A 16727-nucleotide genomic window follows, 5' to 3' on the forward strand; every position below is an offset into this window, starting at 1 on the left:
GAACCGGCGTTTACCCCGCGAACGTCGTGACCAGATCGTACAGGTAATCGCGGCCGTCATAGAGCGATTTCACCGCGATCCGTTCGTTGAGTCCGTGGATTCCCGACATGTCCTTGTCGATGAACATCCCCGGCGCGCCATAAACCGGGATCCCGATCGCTTCGAAGAAGATGCCGTCGGTCGCGCCGGTCGACATCAGCGGCAGCACCGGGACGCCGGGGAAATGCTGTGCGGCGACCTTGGTCATTGGCCCGACGATCTTGGGGTCGAGTTGGGGCGGGATCGCAGTCGGGCGGACGGGCTGGTTGGCGGTGACGGTGACCTTCGCCCCGGCGAGTTCCTTCAGCTTGGCAAGCGTGGCGTCGACGGTTTCGCCGGGAAAGATGCGGCAATTGACGTTGGCGGTTGCGCGCTGGGGCAGCGCGTTTTCGGCATGGCCGGCGTTTAGCAACGTCGCAACGCAGGTGGTGCGCAGCGTCGAATGCATCGCCTTGTCCTGGCTGACAAGCTTGTCGGCGGCCTTGTCCTCGGGGTTCGCGAGCAGCCGGGTGATCGCATCGCCGATCGGGCCGGGCTGCGATTTCGCGGTCGCGGTGAAGAATGCGCGGGTGGTGTCGGTGAATTTGACCGGGAAGTCGTAATTCTGCACCGCTTTTAACGCATCGGCGAGTTCGTAGATCGCATTTTCCGGCGTCGGCTGCGAGCTGTGGCCGCCAGGGTTGGTGGTGAGGAAGGTGTAGTTCTGCGCGGCCTTTTCGCCGACCTGGATCGCGAGCACCTCGCGCTTGCCGTTAGCGTCGAGCCGCCCGCCGCCGCCCTCGTTGAGCGCGAATTCGGCGGCGATCAGGTCGGGCTTGTTCTTGGCGAGCCATTCGGCGCCGTTGAACGCGAAGGTCGTCTCCTCGCCGCAGGTCAGCGCCATCTTGATCGTCCGCTTCGGCGGGGTTTTGGCCTGTTTCAGCCGGATCATGGTGTCCGCCCACACCGCGGCCATCGCCTTGTCGTCGACGGTGCCGCGCGCATAATAATAGCTATTCTCTTCGATCAGCGTGAACGGGTCGCGGGTCCAGTCTTCGCGCTTGGCGGCGACAACGTCGAGATGGCCGAGTAACAACATTGGCTTCATGGCCGCGTCGGAACCTTTCAGGGTCGCGACGAGGCCACCGTCCTTGGGATGATCGGGAACCGAGAAGAACGTCAGGTCGGCGTCGCGATAGCCCGCCGCCTTCAACCGCGTGCCGATCTGCGCCGCAGCCTGGGTGCAACTGCCAACATCGACGACGGTATTGGTCTCAACGAGCTGCTTGTAGAGATCGAAGAACTGCTTCTGGTCGGGGCGGGTCTGCGCGCTCGCCATCATCGGTATCGCCATCATCGCGAGCGCGGCCGCCCCCGTCATCAATCCTGCACGCATCGTCGTTCTCCCCCTTTGTTTCGTCATACTAGAGCGGGAAAGTGGACGGGGTGCAACGCCGGGATGACGCAAGGGGCGAGTCGCATGGGACTGACGCGGGCGCGGCCACGCGCTATGGCGCCGCGATGACTGACACCGCACCCCCCGTCGCCGCGACCCGCCCGTTTCATTTCGAGGCGCACGGGGTCACGATCGATGACCCCTGGGCATGGCTCAAGGATCCGGCCTATCCCGAGGTCACCGACCCCGACGTGCTCGCCTATCTCGAGGCGGAGAACGCTTATTTCGCGGGCGCCATGGCGCCGCACCAGCCGCTGGTCGAGACGATCTTTCAGGAGATGAAGGGGCGGATGAAGGAGGACGAATCCTCGGTTCCGCAAAAGGACGGCGAGTGGCTTTATTGGGCCGCGTACGAGACCGGGGGCCAGTATCGCAAATGGTGGCGCAAGCCGGTGGCGGGCGGTGCCGACCAGCTGCTCCTCGATGAACCCGCGCTGGCCGAGGGCAAGGAATATTTCCGGCTCGGCGCGTTTTCGGTCAGCAATGACGGTCGCCATCTCGCCTATGCGATCGACGACAGCGGGGCGGAGCGGTTCGAGGTGCGGGTCAAGAATCTCGCGACCGGCGAGCATCTGCCCGAGATGATCCCGGGCATGCTCTCGGACATCGTGTGGACGAGCGACGATGCGGGATTTCTCTACGGCCTCGCCAACGATCAGTGGCGGACCGACAATGCGCGGTTCCACCGGCTCGGCAGCGCGGTCGCCGACGATGTCATTCTCTACACCGAACCCGACGAGGGCTATCGCGTCTCGGTGGGGGAGACGAGCGACCGGCAATGGCTGATCATCGGGACGGGCGATCATGTGACAAGCGAAGTGCGCCTGCTCCCCGCGGGCAATCCGCTGGCCGAGCCGGTGATGGTTGCCCTGCGGCAGGCGGGGCGCGAATATGACGTCGATGCGCATGGCGACACGCTGTTCATTCACACCAACGATACCGATCCGATGTGGCGGCTCGTCACCGCGCCGGTCGCATCACCGGCGGAATGGACCGAACTCATCGCGCCGTCCGAGCGTTTCTATATGACCGGGGTCGAATGCTACGCCGGGTTCTTCGTCGTCGAGGGGCGCGAGGACGGGCTCGATCGAATCGCGATCCATCGCTACGCCGCGCCGACCGTTCCGCGCTGGATCGATTTCCCCGAGGCGAGCTATGCTGCGGGGCTCGGCGACAATCCTGAATATGATGTCGACACGCTCCGGCTCGGCTATGAATCGATGGTCACGCCCGGCACCGTCTATGATTACGACATCGCGACCGGCGACCTGACGACGCTGAAGGTTCAGGAGATCCCGTCGGGCTATGACGGCGAGAAATATCGGACCGAGCGGCTCAAGATCACCGCGCGCGACGGCACCGCGGTGCCGGTGTCGATCATCTATCCCGCGGGTTTCGTGAAGGACGGGTCGCAGCCGTTGTACCTTTATGCCTATGGCGCATACGGACACGCAATCCCGCCGGGGTTTTCGACCGGGCGCCTGTCGCTGCTCGACCGCGGCTTCGCGTATGCAATCGCGCATATCCGCGGCGGCGACGATCTGGGACAGCAATGGTATCACGACGGCAAGCTCGACAAGCGCAATAACACCTTCAACGATTTCGTCGATGTGGCGGAGAGGCTGATCGCCGCGGGATGGACGAGCGCCGGACGAATCGCGATCGAAGGCGGGTCGGCGGGCGGCGAACTGATGGGCGCGGTCGCCAATTCGAACCCTGAGTTATGGGGCGCGGTGGTTGCGGTGGTGCCGTTCGTCGACGTGCTCAACACGATGATGGACCCCGACCTGCCGCTCACCCCGGGCGAGTGGCCCGAATGGGGCAACCCGATCGAGGACAAGGCGGCGTTCGACCTGATCCGCTCGTACAGCCCGTACGACAATGTCGCCGCGCAGGATTATCCGCCGTTGTTCATCTCGGGCGGGCTCAACGATCCGCGCGTCACCTATTGGGAACCCGCCAAATGGGCCGCAAAACTTCGCGCGACCAAGACCGACGATCATATCCTGTTGCTCAAGACCAACATGGGCGCAGGCCATGGCGGCAAATCCGGACGGTATGATTCGCTGCGCGAAGCCGCGGAGGAACATGCGTTCGTGCTGTGGCAGCTCGGGATCGCCGGGTGAATATCGAGGCGCTGGTCGCCCATTATGGACTGATCGCGTTGTTCGTCGGATCGGGGATCGAGGGCGAGGCGGTGGTGGTCGCGGGCGGGCTGATGGCGCATCGCGGGCTGGTGCCGCTGGGCGCTGCGATGATCGCCGCGTCGGTCGGATCGTTTGTCGCGGACCAGATATGGTTCCAGGTCGGACGACGCTTTCGCACCGCGCGATTGGTTGAAAGGGTGCGCGCACAGCCCGCCTTCGCGCGGGCGGTGGCGGCGTTGGAACGCCACCCGATCGGCTTCATCTTCGCCTTTCGCTTCATTTATGGCCTCCGCACCGTCAGCCCGATCGCGATCGGGACGAGTGCGGTCGCCGCGCGCACCTATCTGGCGGTCAACGCGGCGGCGGCGGTCGTGTGGGGATGTGCCTTCACGCTGGTCGGCTATGCGTTCGGCACGAGCTTCGAACGATTCTTCGGGCGGTTCAAGCCGCATGGGCATCAATGGCTGTATGTCGCGGGCGCGCTCGTGCTGATGGGGGCGATCGTCGGTCTCGTCCATTTCTGGCGGCAGCGACGCGCCCCGGCATGAGGTTCGCACGCGACTTCGCGGCGCAGGCGGCGGACATCGACGAGCTCGGCCATGTCAACAACGCGGTCTGGGTCCGCTGGATCCAGGATCTCGCAACCGCACATTGGCAGGCGGTCGCGCCGCCCGAGCATCAGGCTGCGTATGTCTGGGTCGTGACGCGGCACGAGATCGATTACCGCGGCAACGTCGGGCTCGGCGACGTGGTTACGGGCGAAACGTGGGTGCCGGATGCGCCCAAGGGCGCGCGGTTCGACCGGCATGTGCGGTTCGCGGATGCGGCGGGCAAGACGGTGGTCGAGGCGGTGACGACCTGGGCGTTGATCGACCGCGCGACTGGGCGGCTGCTGCGCGTCCGGCCCGACATCGCCACGCCATTCCTCGATTAACCGACCAGAACCCAGGCGAGCGCGGTGACGGTCAGCACCGACAGGATGGTCGAGACCAGGATCGTGCGCGCGGTGAGCGTCACGTCCTGCTGGTAGAGCTGCGCGACCATGAACGGGCCGGTGCCGGTCGGCAGCGCGGCGAGCAGCAGCGCCGCAGCCGCCCACGGGCGCGCCAGCGGAACGGCGAGCAGCATCGCGAAGGTGAGCAGCGGTTGGGCAATGAGCTTGAGCATGACCGTCGCGCCGAGTTCACGCGCATTGCCCGCCGGGCGCGGCTGGGCGAGGAAGACCCCGATCGTCACCAGTGCAACCGGAGAGGCGGTCGCCGAGAGCAGCGCGAGGACGCTGGCGGCAGGGGCGGGGATCGCGAGGCCGGTCGCCGCCCAGGCCAGCCCGGCGAGCGGTGCGGCGACGAGCGGATTGCGGACGACCGCGGTGGCAATCCGGCCGATCCGGTGCAGTGGTTTGCCTCCCGGCGCGAGATCGATCTCGACCAGCGTGACCGAGAGCGCGAACAACGCGCACACCGTCATCAGCGACGCGATCACCGCCGCCGCGGTGCCGACCGGGCCGAGCAGCGCGCCCGCGAGCGGAATGCCGAGATACGCGGTGTTGGCGTAGCTTGCGCTCAGCGCATCGAGCGAGCGGCGCGCGAGCGGGCGATGGCGGTTGGCGATCAGCGCGACCGCGAACACCGCGAGCATCGCAGCGCCGAACACCAGAATGAACCCGGGTTGCGCCAGAGTGTCGCGATCGGCCTGCGCGACGAAATCGAACAGCAGCGCGGGCAGCGCGACCCAAACGACATAGGCGTTGAGGATCGCGACCGCATCCTCTCCCAGCCCGCGCAGCCGCGCGAAGGCGAAGCCGACCAGGATGATCGCGAAGACCGGGAGCACCGCCCCCACGACGGTCATGGCGCGATGGTCATGCGATTCGGCCCGGCACCTCGGCGGCATCCTCGGCAATCGCCGTGGCGGGGGCGATCGCTTCCCACGGGAAGACGAACCAGTCCTTGGTCACGTCGCGGTCGATCGTGCGCGCGGCGTAATCGACGCGCTGCGCCGAGCGGATGTTGTCGATCAGCGTCGCGAAGCGGACATGCCCCGGCGCGGCATCGGCCAGCGCGTTGCGCAGCCGCCCGATCGTCATCCCCGAATCGTTGATGTCGTCGACGAACAGCAATCGCTCGCCGTTGCGGGTCCGCGCCGCGAGGCGAACGAGCGCCGCCGACGCGAACTCGGGAACTTGCGAACTCCAGTCGACCGACAGCGATCCCATCCCGGTCGCGTGGCTGAGATAGACCGCGGGGACGAGCCCGCCGCGCCCGATGCCGATGATATAATTGGGGGTCCATGCATCGACGCGGATCGCCTCGGCGAGCGTCAGGACATCGGCAACGAAGGCGTTGTGATCGATGGCGGTGAAGACCGGCATCAGGCGGCGATGTAGGCGTCGAGCGCCGCGAGATGCGCGGCGACCGCCTCGTCGGGCAGGAACGAGCCGAGGAAGCTGTTGCGCGCCAGCGTTGCGCAATCGGCGCGGGTTAGCCCGCGCGCATCGACGGCGGTACGATAGTTGGCGCCGATATAGCCGCCGAAATAGGCGGGATCGTCCGAATTGATCGTCGCGCGCAGGCCCTCGCGGAGCATCCGGTCGATCGGGTGATCGCGCATGTCGTCGACAACACACAGTTTGAGGTTGGAGAGCGGGCAGACGGTGAGCGTCATCCCCTCGCGTGCCAGCCGCGCGGTGAGCACCGGGTCTTCGAGGCTGCGGTTGCCGTGATCGAGCCGGTCGATGTGGAGGATGTCGAGTGCCTGACGGACATAATCGGGCGGTCCCTCTTCGCCCGCGTGCGCGACGAGCTTGAGTCCTAGCCGACGTGCCTCGGCGAACACGCGCGCGAATTTTTCGGGCGGGTGGCCGAGTTCGGACGAATCGAGCCCGACCGCGGTGATTCGGTCGAGATACGGTGTCGCCGCCTCGAGCGTCGCGAACGCGGCGTCTTCGTCGAGATGGCGCAGAAAGCACAGGATCAGCTTCACCGTCATGCCGTGTCGAGCCTGCGCTTCGTGGATCGCGGACGAGAGCCCGTCGATCACCGTCCCGAACGCGATACCGCGATCGGTGTGGGTCTGCGGATCGAACATGATCTCGGCATGGACGACCCCGTCAGCGGCGGCGCGGTCGAAATAGGCGGCGGCGAGGTCGTGAAAATCCTGCACGGTCAGGAGGACGTTGGCGCCCTGATAATAAATGTCGAGAAAGTCCTGGAGATTCGAGAAGGCGTAGGCGGCGCGAACCTCTTCGACGCTGGCGAAGGGGATTTCGACCCGGTTACGCGCGGCGAGCGCGAACATCAGTTCGGGCTCGAGGCTGCCCTCAATGTGAAGATGGAGTTCGGCCTTGGGCAGGCCGGCGATGAAGTCGTCGGATACGTCCATCCGTGCTTCATCGCCGAGCAGCGCGCGCCACGCAACGATTCAGATCGCCGCCAGCGCTTGGTCGAAATCGGCGATCAGGTCGTCGGCGTCCTCGACTCCGATCGAGATGCGGACCAGATTGTCGGTGATTCCGAGCTGCGACTTGCGCGGTTCGGCGACCGAGATGTGGGTCATGCCCGCGGGGTGCGAGGCTAGCGTTTCGGTGCCGCCTAGACTGACCGCCAGCTTGGCGATCCGCAGCGCGTCGAGGAACGCGAAGCTCTCGCGCTCGCCGCCCTTGAGGTACAGCGAAAAGGTCGATCCCGCGCCGAGGCAGTGGCGGCGATAGATATCCGCCTGCTGCGCGTCGCCCTGTTCCTCGAGGAAGCCGAGATAGCCGACGCGTTCGACCTTGGCGTGGTCGTTGAGGAAGCGGCAGACCTTGGCAGCGTTCTCGCCCGCGCGGCTCATCCTGAGTTCGAGTGTTTCGAGGCTGCGGAGCAGCATCCACGCGGTGTTGGGATCGGTGATCGTGCCGATCGTGTTGCGCATCGCGCGGATGATGTTGATGTGCTCCTTGGATCCCAATACGCCGCCCGCGACGAGATCGCTGTGACCGCCGGCATATTTGGTGAGCGAATAGACAACGATGTCGGCGCCGTGCTTGAGCGGCTGGTGCCAGAGCGGGCCAAGGAAAGTATTATCGATCGCGATCGGGGGCTTTTCGTCGGCATCGGCGAAGATCGCGTCACGGCTGGCGGCGACCGCCTCGACATCGACCAGCGCGTTGGTCGGGTTGGCGGGGCTTTCGAGGTAGATCAGCGCGACCCGGCCCTCGTCCTTGGCCTGCGCCATCACCGCATCGATCTGGTCGCGAGTTGCCCCGGCGGGGAAATCGAGATAATTGACCCCGAACTTGCCGAGCACACGCGCGATCAGCGTTTCGGTCGCGGCATAGAGCGGCCCCGAATGGACTATCGTGTCGCCGGGCTTCACCATCGACAGGAACAGCGTCGCGATCGCGGACATGCCGGAAGAAAAAGCGAGCGCATCCTCCGCCTCTTCCCAGACGCCGAGCCGATCCTCGAGGATTTCCTGGTTGGGGCCGTTGAAGCGCGAATAGACGAGGCCTTCGGCGCCGCCGGGTCGCTTGCCGGTGACGCCTTCGAAATGGCGCTTGCCCGCGGCGGCGTTGGGGAAGACGAAGGTCGAGGTGAGGAAGATCGGCGGCTTGAGCGATCCTTCCGACAACGCAGGGTCATAGCCATGCCCCATCATCAGCGTCGATGCCTTGAGCTTGCGTCCGCCGATCTTTTCGACCTCGGGCTTGGGGCTGATCCGGGCTTCGACGCCGGTCATGTCGGCTTCGGTCGGGGTCTTGTCGGGCATCGTCATCTCCTGGGGTTGCCAGGCATGTACCGCGAAACCAGTATCATTGGAAACCAGTTCGCGCGCGACCGGTCGGCGTTACAGCCCGATCAGGCTGATCTGTCGCCCATAGTCGGGTTCGCCGCGGTGCGTCGCACGCCGATAGCTGTAGAAGTGCGTATCGTCGGCATAGGTGTCGAGCCCCAGCGCCTCGACGCGGGTGACGCCCGCGGCGGTGATGCGGTGGGTGACATAGGCTTCGAGATCGAATTGGTGATGGCCGTCGCGCGCCGGGGCGAAGAAGCGTTCATTGGCGGGGTCAGATGCGGCGAAGCGGCGCGCGAACCCGTCGTCGACCTCGTAGCTGGCGGGCGCGATGCAGGGGCCGATTGCGGCGGCGATCCGGGTGCGGTCCGCGCCGAGCGCCTCCATCGCGGTGATGGTCGAATCGGTGATCCCGGCCAGCGCGCCTTTCCACCCGGCATGCGCCGCGCCGACGACGCCTGCGGCGCGGTCGGCGAACATGACGGGGGCACAATCGGCGGTCAGGATGCCGAGCAGCAGTCCGGGCCGGTCGGTCACCATCGCGTCGGCGCGCGGGCGGGAGTCGGGGGCGAAGGGGGCTGTCACGCTCACGGCGTCGTGGCCATGGACCTGATAGATCGAAACCAGCGCCGCGCCGGGCAGCACCGCGTCGGTCGCGCGGCGGCGGTTCTCGGCGATCGCGGCGGGATCGTCGGCGGACCCCATACCGACGTTGAGCCCCGCCACGATGCCGGTCGAGACGCCACCACGCCGCCCGAGGAAACCGTGCTTCACCCCATCGAGCGCGGCGGCGCAGAAGACGTCGATGCTCACAGCGTCAGCCGCATGACGTCGTCGGTATCGCGATGATTGCCGACCATGAAGCCGTATTCGCCGATCCGTTCGAAGCCGTGGCGCGCGTAGAAACGCCGCGCACGGTGGTTGTCGACGAAGACCGAGAGATACAGGTTGTCCGCGCCGCGCCCGCGTGCGGTGTCGAGTACCCATGCCATCATGTCCTGCGCCGCACCCGTGCCTTGCGCGGGGGCGAGAAGATAGAATTGGCGCAGTTCGATCGACGCGCCGCGCGGCTCGAACGGCAACGACGGCGGGCCAAGCTTGGCATAACCGATTGCCGATCCATCCTGTTCGGCGAGGCGGATCGCGAACGCGGGGTCGGCGAGCTCGTTGCGCCATCGTTCGGGAGTGTGCGTTGCGAGAAAGGCGGCGAGGTCGCCGGGATCGTAGAGGTGGCCGAACGTGTCGCTGAAGGTTCGGCGGGCGAGCTCGCACAGGATGTCGGCATCGGCGACGACGGCGTCGCGGAAGGCAATCATGCGAACCCCGCGGGGGCGGGCCATGTCGGCGCGGTGACGCCGAGCGCGCGGAACAACGTGCCCATGTCGTCCATCAACCGGGTACGATCGGCGAGCAGCGCGTCGGCGCGGGCGGGCGAGGCCTTGGCGAGCGCGCTGGTGCGGCCGTCGATGCCCAGCGCGCCAAGCAGGTCGCGCTGGGGGACCGGCCCCCATACGACGCCGCTCGCATTCTGCGCGGCGGCGGCGAGCGTGGTGAAATCGACGTGCGCGGTCAGGTCGTTCTCGCCGGGCGTGTCGAACGGGTTGGCGCAGCGATGGCCGCGCACCGCCTGGAGCGTGTCGCCGAGCGCGGGGCCGTCATAGCCATAATCGATCGCGAGGAGCGCGCCGCCCTGCGCGACGAGCCGCGTGGTCAGCGCGCGGATCAGGTGGACCGAATCGGGCGACGCTTCGAGGATCGATCCGACCGGCGCGTCGCGCAACGGTGCGGGGACGATGTCGGCGGGCACCGGCTTGCCCGCGATCGGCAGGAACAGCGTGTCCTGGCACGCGACGAGGCGTTCGTGCCATTCGTCCCGCTTGACCAGTTGGCGGATCGGTAGCGCGTCGAAGAATTCGTTGGCGACGACGATCAGGGGGAGGTCGGTGGGCAGTGTCGCGATGTCGTAATGCCAGACCGCGTCGGGGACGTGTGCGCGTTGCGCATCGCGGAGGACCGGGCTCGTTTCGACGAAATGGACCGCAGGGGTGAGCTCCGCCGTTGCCATCGCGCGCACGGCGTCGGCGGTGAGCGTGCCGCGACCGGGACCGAGCTCGACCCACGCGACGGCGGGACGATCGGCGCGATCCCACAGGTCGGCGGTCCATAGTCCGATCAGTTCGCCGAACATCTGGCTGATTTCGGGTGCGGTGACGAAATCGCCGGCGCGGCCCAGCGGATCGCGGGTCGCGTAATAATGCGCGTTCGCCGCGGCCATGAACTGCGCGATCGACATCGGTCCCGCCATCGTGATCGCGGCGGCAAGCGCGTCGGGGAGGGGGAGGGTGTCGTCCATCACTATTTCGTCACCCCGGGCTCGGTACGGCATGACGGATGCTAGGCCACGCTCTCGGTTCCCCAGGTCGGCTCGACGCGGGTGCGGCGTTTGGCGGCGGTGAGGATCAGATAGAGCCCGCCAAGAATCATCGGCAGCGTGAGGAACTGGCCCATGTGGAACCCCCATTCGCCGAACAGCGTGCCGCGGAACTGCGCGTCAGGTTCGCGGAAGAATTCGACCGTGAAGCGGGCGAGGCCATAGCCGACGAGGAACAGCCCGACGAGCTTGCCGGGTTCGTACCGCGCGCGGGTGCGCCAGAACGCGAACCACAGGATCGCGAATAGCGCGATTCCCTCAAGCCCCGCTTCGTAGAGCTGGCTGGGATGCCGCGCGGGCTCGATCATGCCGTAGGGTACGGTCCGTTCGAACACGATCCCCCACGGTGCATCGGTGGGTCGCCCCCACAATTCACCGTTCACGAAATTCGCGAGTCGGCCGAAGAAGAGTCCGAATGGTACGCAGCAGGCGATATAGTCATGGACGCGCAGCCAGTTGAGCTTGTGCTTGCGCGCGAACAGGATCAGCCCGAGCGACGTACCGATGACCCCGCCGTGGAACGACATGCCGCCGTCCCACAGCCGGAGGATGCGCAGCGGGTGCAGGATCATGTCCGGCGCGTAGAACAGGACATAGCCGATCCGCCCGCCGAGAATGATCCCGAGCGTCGCGTAAAAGACGAGGTCGTCGGCGTGGCGACGCGCCATCGGCGCACCCGGTTGCGCAAGCAGCTTCAGCAGATACCACCAGCCGATCAGGATCCCCGAGATATAGGCGAGGCTGTACCAGCGCAGCGTGAAGAAGCCGATCGTGAAGATATCGGGGTGGAGCCCCAGATCGGCGAACTGAATATGGCCCGTCGACATGGCGGGGGCGGCGGCGGCGAGTTCGGGTATCAAGGCTTCCCCCTGGGCTGTGTCGCCTGCATAATGAACCCAAGGCACAAGACCAAGCGGAGAGAATGATGCGCACCGAACTCGACCAGCGAATGGATACGATGATGGATGCGCTGACCGGCGAGGGCGGACAGCTGGCATTGGGCACGTGCGAGCGCCGCGGTGTCGTCATGCCGACGATCGCCGCCGCGCCCCCGACGCTGACCGCCTATTTCGCGCATTATTGCCATGAGCACGCCGACGCGACCTTTCTGGTGGCGGGCGACGAACGGATCAGCTTTGCCGAGATGCACACGGCGGCGAATCAGGTCGCGCGCGCTGATCGCCGGATACGGTATGGCGAAGGGCGATCGCGTCGGAATCGCGATGCGCAATTCGCCCGCGTGGATCGCGCTCTATATGGGCATTCTCATCGCAGGCGGGGTTGCGACTCTCCTCAACGGTTGGTGGCAGTCGGATGAGCTTGCCGCCGCGATCGGCGAGGTCGAGTGTTCGCTGATCTTCGCCGATCGCCCGCGTGAACAGCGGCTGGCGGAGGTCGAGGGGCTGGCGGCCACGGTCGTCGGGATCGACGACACCGGCACGCTGGCCAGCGCGCTCGCCGGGGTCGTGGGGGATGTCGGCCACGCGGTGGCGTTGCCGGTGCTGACCGCGGACGATCATGCGACGATCCTGTTCACCTCGGGATCAACGGGGCAGTCGAAGGGGGCGCTCGCGGATCATCGCGGGGTGGTGCAGGGCGTCTTCAACTATCTGGCGCAAGCGGTGATGATGCTAGGTTTGGCGCAGCAGGACGGCACCGCTTCCGACGACCAGCCTTCGACGCTGTTGTCGGTGCCGCTGTTCCACGTCACCGCTGAAGTACCGATGATGCTCCAGAGCTTCGCGATCGGGCGCAAGATCGTGATGATGAAGAAATGGGATGCCGAGGAGGCGATGCGGCTGATCGAGGCGGAGAAGATCAGCTATTTCGTCGGCGTGCCGCTGATGAGTTTCGAGATCCTGACGCATCCGAACCGCGCCAACTACGACCTGTCGTCGGTCACCGATTTCGCCGCGGGCGGTGCGCCGCGCCCGGTCGAGCACGTCAAGCGGATTGATAACGAGATGGGGGGGGCAGATGGCAAGGGTGGGGCGCCGCTGATCGGCTATGGCCTGACCGAGACCAATGGAGTCGGCACCGGCAACTGGCGGACGAACTATACCGCCAAGCCCAATTCGGCGGGTCGCGCGTCGGCACCGCTGGTCGACCTCGCGATCCTCGACGATGCGGGCAACGCCGTCGCGCAAGGCGAGCGGGGCGAGATCTGTATCCGCAGCGTCGCCAATTTCCTCGAATATTGGGGCCGGCCCGATGCGACCGCGGCGGCCTATACCGACGACGCGTATTTTCGCACCGGGGACATCGGCTATCTCGATCCGGAGGGCTATCTGTTCATCGTCGACCGCAAGAAGGATATCATCATCCGCGGCGGCGAGAACATCAGCTGCCAGGAGGTCGAGGCCGCACTGTACGAGCATCCCGACGTTGCCGAGGCCGCGGTGTTCGGGCTCGACGACGAACGCTTCGGCGAAGTGCCCGGTGCGGTCGTCCATGCGCGTGACGGCGCGGCGCTCGACGCGGACACGCTCTGTGCGTTTCTCGACGATCATATCGCCGCGTTCAAGGTGCCGCGACGGATCTGGGTAAGCGCGGTTCCGCTGCCGCGGCTGGGGACCGAGAAGATCGACAAGGTCTCGCTGCGCAACACCTATCGCGCGCTCGCCGCACGCGAGGCGGCGTAGCGCTTTCCACCCCTGCCGCATCCCGATAGAGCGCGGCGCATGGCGGGGATCAGCAGAAGGGGGCTCCTGGTCGGCGGGGGCGCGGGGATCGGCCTGATCGTCGCATGGGCGGTGTGGCCGCGCGATTACGCGCCCAATCTCGTCGCAAGCCCGGGGGAGGCCATCTTCGGCGCATGGCTGAAGATCGGTATCGATGGGCATGTCACCGTCGCGGTGCCGCAGCTCGAACACGGCCAGGGCGTCTATACGACGCTGCCGCAGATCGTCGCGGACGAGCTGGGCGCGGACTGGCGGACGGTGGGCGTCGAACCAGCGCCGATCAACCCGCTCTACGCCAACCCGCTGGCGCTCGACGAGCTGTTCGACGGCAGTTTTGCGCGAATCCCCGACGACGTGCTCGGGACGGTTGCGACGCGCGCCGCGGCGATGCTGACCGGCGGGTCTACCTCGATCCGGATGTTTGAAGAGGCGGGTCGCATCGCCGGCGCGGGGGCGCGGGCGCTGCTGCGTCAGGCGGCGGCAGCGCGGTGGGACGTTGCCGCGGATACGTGCAGCGTCGACGCGGGGTTCGTCGTCCACGAGGGCAAGCGGCTGCGGTTTGCCGAGCTTGCTGCCGATGCCGCGACGCGAACGCTGCCCGATCCACTGCCGATCGGCGGGCAGGGCGCGGGCAGGCTGGCGGGCCAATCGGTGCCCCGGCTCGACGTTCCCGCGAAGGTCGACGGATCGGCGACCTTCGCAGGCGATATCCGGCTACCCGACATGGTCCATGCGGCGATCCGCCAAGGACCGATCGGCGATTCGCGGCTGGTCCGGGTCGACCGCGTCGCGGCGGATCGCATCCGCGGGGTGCTGCAGGTCGTCGGGAATCCGCGCTGGGTGGCGGCGATCGCGACGACTTGGTGGGCGGCGGCACGCGCGCTCGACGCGCTCGAGCCGCGGTTCGAGACGCGGGGAAGTGGGGTCGATAGCGCGAGCATCGACGCCGCGCTGCTGGCGGCGTTCGACGGCCCTGGGCTGCGGGTTGCGAGCGGTGGCGATCTGGCGGGCGTGTTCAAGGGCGCGCCGCTCGTGACCGCGGACTATAGCGCGGGGGTGGGTATCCATGCCGCGGTCGAGACGATGAGCGCGACCGCGGCGTATCGCGATGGGCGGCTGGAACTGTGGCTGCCGACCGCCGCGCCCGCGGCAGCGCGAACCGCGGCGGCGCGCGCGGCGGGGATCGACGAGACCGCGGTCGTGATCCATCCTGTGATGGCCGGCGGCGGGTTCGGCGCGACGCTCGACCCGCTCGTCGCCGAGCAGGCGGCGGTGGTCGCGGTGATGCTGCGCCGCCCGGTCAATCTGGTCTGGTCGCGGGGAGAGGATACGCTCCATGACCGCTATCGCCCGCCCGCCAAGGCGCGGATGGCGGCGCGGATTGCGCCGAACGGCAGGATTCTCGGCTGGAGCGCGAAGATCGCGGCGCCGTCGACCGGCATCGACCTCGCCAGCCGGGTGATGCCGGGGGCGTTGACCAGCGCGGCCTCGATCGGTCTGCGTGGGGACCGCTATGCGGTTGCGGGCGCGACGCCGCCCTATCGCCTGCCTGCCTTCGCGATCGATCATCACCCCGCGGACATCGGTGTGCCGACGGGGCATCTGCGCGGCGGCGCGCATGGCTACACCGCATTCTTCACCGAATGTTTCCTCGACGAACTCGCGCATGTCGCGGGGAACGAGCCGTTGTCGTACCGGATCGGGATGCTCGGCGGCGACGCGCGGTTGGCGCGGTGCCTGTCGACGGTTGCGGCGCTGGGCGGCTGGGACGGCGGCGTCCCGGGCAGCGGGCAGGGGATCGCATGCCATGCGTTTCGTGGCAGCTATGTCGCGGTGCTCGCCGAAGCGCATATCGGCGACGACCAGCGTCCGGTGGTCGATCGCCTGGTTGCCGCGGTCGATTGCGGGCGCGTGATCAATCCCGACATCGTCCGCCAGCAGATTGAGGGAGGGCTCGTGTTCGGGATGGCGCAGGCGTTGGGCGCTTCGACCGGCTTTACCCGCGGGCTTGCCGACGTGCGGGGCTTTGCGGGACTTGGCCTGCCGCGGCTCGCCGATACCCCTGATATCATCGTCGACGTGGCGCGCAGCGACGAGGATCCGGGCGGAGTCGGTGAGCTAGCGGTTCCCGCGGTCGCGCCCGCGATCGCCAATGCGCTTCACTCCGCGACGGGCTATCGCATCCGGTCGCTTCCGCTTAGGCCGGGGGCATGACATTGCCTCCCGATCATCCCCCGATTCCTAGGCCGCGCATCGGCGTGCTGCTGATGAACCTCGGCACTCCCGACGCTCCCGACGCGAAATCGGTCAAACGCTATCTCGGCGAATTTCTGTCCGATCGGCGCGTCGTCGAGCTGCCCGCGTTCGCGTGGCAGCCGATCCTACGCGGGATCATCCTGCAGACCCGGCCCAAGAAATCGGCGCACGCCTATAGCTTGGTCTGGCGCGACGACGGCTCGCCGCTCGCCGCGATCACCAAGTTGCAGAGCGCACGGTTACAGGGTGCGTTCGGCGAGAGCGTGATGGTCGATTGGGCCATGCGCTATGGCAACCCGTCGATCCCCGACCGGATCGCCGCGATGAAGGCGGCGGGATGCGAGCGGATATTGCTCGCGCCGCTTTATCCGCAATATTGCGCGGCGACGACCGCGACCGCCAACGACAAGGCGTTCGCGCAGCTCGCGACGATGCGCTGGCAGCCCGCGATCCGGACGCTGCCGCCCTATCATGACGATCCCGGCTATATCGCGGCGCTGAAGGAATCGGTCGCGACGGGATTGGCGGCGCTCGATTTCGTCCCCGATGCGCTGATTGCGAGCTTCCACGGGATGCCGCAACGGACACTGGAGCTGGGCGATCCCTATCATTGCCACTGTCAGAAGACCGCGCGGCTGTTGGGAGAGGCGCTCGGTCGCGAGGTTACGATCGCGTTCCAGTCGCGATTCGGGCGCGCGCAATGGCTCCAACCCGCGACCGACGCGACGCTGGCGGTGCTGCCCGCGGCGGGGGTTAAGAAGGTCGCGATCCTGGCCCCGGGATTTTCGGCGGACTGCCTCGAAACGCTCGAGGAACTTGCGATCCGAGGACGCGAGAGCTTCATCGAGGCGGGCGGGACCGATTTTGCCTATCTTACCTGTCTCAACGACACCCCTGGCGGCATCGCCATGCTGCGGCGCATGATTGCGCGAGAGCTACAAGGCTGGGTATCCCCGGACTGATCG

14 protein-coding genes and 1 pseudogene are annotated in these 16727 nt (G+C 66.9%); 6 read left to right on the forward strand and 9 right to left on the reverse strand.

Annotation, left to right across the window (positions count from 1 at the left end; translation table 11 throughout):
- Positions 1-10: 10 nt before the first annotated feature.
- Complete coding sequence (locus tag EAH84_RS05115; RefSeq protein WP_140868758.1) at positions 11-1414, reverse strand: M20/M25/M40 family metallo-hydrolase; 1404 nt, start codon at positions 1412-1414, stop codon at positions 11-13.
- A gap of 125 nt (positions 1415-1539) precedes the next feature.
- On the opposite strand from EAH84_RS05115, the gene EAH84_RS05120 reads away from it, so the two are divergent.
- From EAH84_RS05120 to EAH84_RS05130, 3 genes are read left to right on the forward strand one after another with little or no spacing between them, the layout of a single operon-like run.
- Positions 1540-3600 carry a S9 family peptidase gene (locus EAH84_RS05120; RefSeq protein ID WP_140868761.1) on the forward strand — a complete coding sequence of 687 codons (2061 nt, stop codon included), beginning with the start codon at positions 1540-1542 and terminating at the stop codon, positions 3598-3600.
- The gene (locus EAH84_RS05125) at positions 3597-4169 is read left to right on the forward strand and encodes a DedA family protein (RefSeq protein ID WP_140868764.1); all 573 of its coding nucleotides are present in this window, start codon (positions 3597-3599) and stop codon (positions 4167-4169) included. Before EAH84_RS05120 ends, EAH84_RS05125 begins: the two co-directional genes overlap by 4 nt.
- Entirely contained in the window at positions 4166-4555 is a 390-nt protein-coding gene (locus tag EAH84_RS05130) for an acyl-CoA thioesterase (RefSeq protein WP_140868767.1), read from the forward strand. The genes EAH84_RS05125 and EAH84_RS05130 overlap by 4 nt, the downstream gene beginning before the upstream one ends.
- On the opposite strand, the gene EAH84_RS05135 is transcribed toward EAH84_RS05130, so the two are convergent.
- From EAH84_RS05135 to lgt, 8 genes are all read right to left on the reverse strand, one after another.
- On the reverse strand, positions 4552-5472 hold the full coding sequence (locus EAH84_RS05135; protein WP_140868770.1) for an AEC family transporter: 921 nt from the start codon (positions 5470-5472) through the stop codon (positions 4552-4554). The genes EAH84_RS05130 and EAH84_RS05135 overlap by 4 nt on opposite strands.
- Positions 5473-5482: 10 nt before the next feature.
- The gene (locus EAH84_RS05140) at positions 5483-5992 is read right to left on the reverse strand and encodes a phosphoribosyltransferase (RefSeq protein ID WP_140868773.1); all 510 of its coding nucleotides are present in this window, start codon (positions 5990-5992) and stop codon (positions 5483-5485) included.
- The gene (locus EAH84_RS05145; RefSeq protein ID WP_140868777.1) at positions 5992-7002 is read right to left on the reverse strand and encodes an adenosine deaminase; all 1011 of its coding nucleotides are present in this window, start codon (positions 7000-7002) and stop codon (positions 5992-5994) included. The genes EAH84_RS05140 and EAH84_RS05145 overlap by 1 nt, the downstream gene beginning before the upstream one ends.
- Before the next feature lie 39 nt (positions 7003-7041).
- Positions 7042-8370, reverse strand: coding sequence for a cystathionine gamma-synthase family protein (locus tag EAH84_RS05150; RefSeq protein ID WP_140868781.1), 1329 nt, complete (start codon positions 8368-8370; stop codon positions 7042-7044).
- Positions 8371-8448: 78 nt separating this feature from the next.
- On the reverse strand, positions 8449-9207 hold the full coding sequence (gene pgeF, locus EAH84_RS05155) for a peptidoglycan editing factor PgeF (RefSeq protein ID WP_140868784.1): 759 nt from the start codon (positions 9205-9207) through the stop codon (positions 8449-8451).
- A complete protein-coding gene (locus tag EAH84_RS05160) occupies positions 9204-9710 on the reverse strand; it encodes a GNAT family N-acetyltransferase (RefSeq protein ID WP_140868786.1) in 507 nt (168 codons plus the stop codon). Before EAH84_RS05160 ends, pgeF begins: the two co-directional genes overlap by 4 nt.
- On the reverse strand, positions 9707-10747 hold the full coding sequence (locus EAH84_RS05165) for a class I SAM-dependent methyltransferase (protein WP_241656475.1): 1041 nt from the start codon (positions 10745-10747) through the stop codon (positions 9707-9709). Before EAH84_RS05165 ends, EAH84_RS05160 begins: the two co-directional genes overlap by 4 nt.
- A gap of 41 nt (positions 10748-10788) precedes the next feature.
- Positions 10789-11652, reverse strand: a complete 864-nt coding sequence (gene lgt / locus EAH84_RS05170; protein ID WP_140869262.1) for a prolipoprotein diacylglyceryl transferase — start codon at positions 11650-11652, stop codon at positions 10789-10791.
- A 98-nt stretch (positions 11653-11750) separates the two neighbouring features.
- Between lgt and EAH84_RS05175 the strand changes: the two are divergent.
- The 3 genes and pseudogenes from EAH84_RS05175 (at position 11751) to hemH (ending at position 16724) form a co-directional block, all read left to right on the forward strand.
- Positions 11751-13467 (forward strand): annotated as a pseudogene (locus EAH84_RS05175) (class I adenylate-forming enzyme family protein).
- Positions 13468-13506: 39 nt separating this feature from the next.
- Complete coding sequence (locus EAH84_RS05180; protein ID WP_140868788.1) at positions 13507-15720, forward strand: molybdopterin cofactor-binding domain-containing protein; 2214 nt, start codon at positions 13507-13509, stop codon at positions 15718-15720.
- Positions 15717-16724, forward strand: coding sequence for a ferrochelatase (gene hemH / locus EAH84_RS05185; protein WP_140868790.1), 1008 nt, complete (start codon positions 15717-15719; stop codon positions 16722-16724). Before EAH84_RS05180 ends, hemH begins: the two co-directional genes overlap by 4 nt.
- Positions 16725-16727: the final 3 nt, after the last annotated feature.

The sequence above is a fragment of the Sphingomonas oligophenolica genome (assembly GCF_006438955.1).
Taxonomy (GTDB): Bacteria; Pseudomonadota; Alphaproteobacteria; order Sphingomonadales; family Sphingomonadaceae; genus Sphingomonas; species Sphingomonas oligophenolica_A.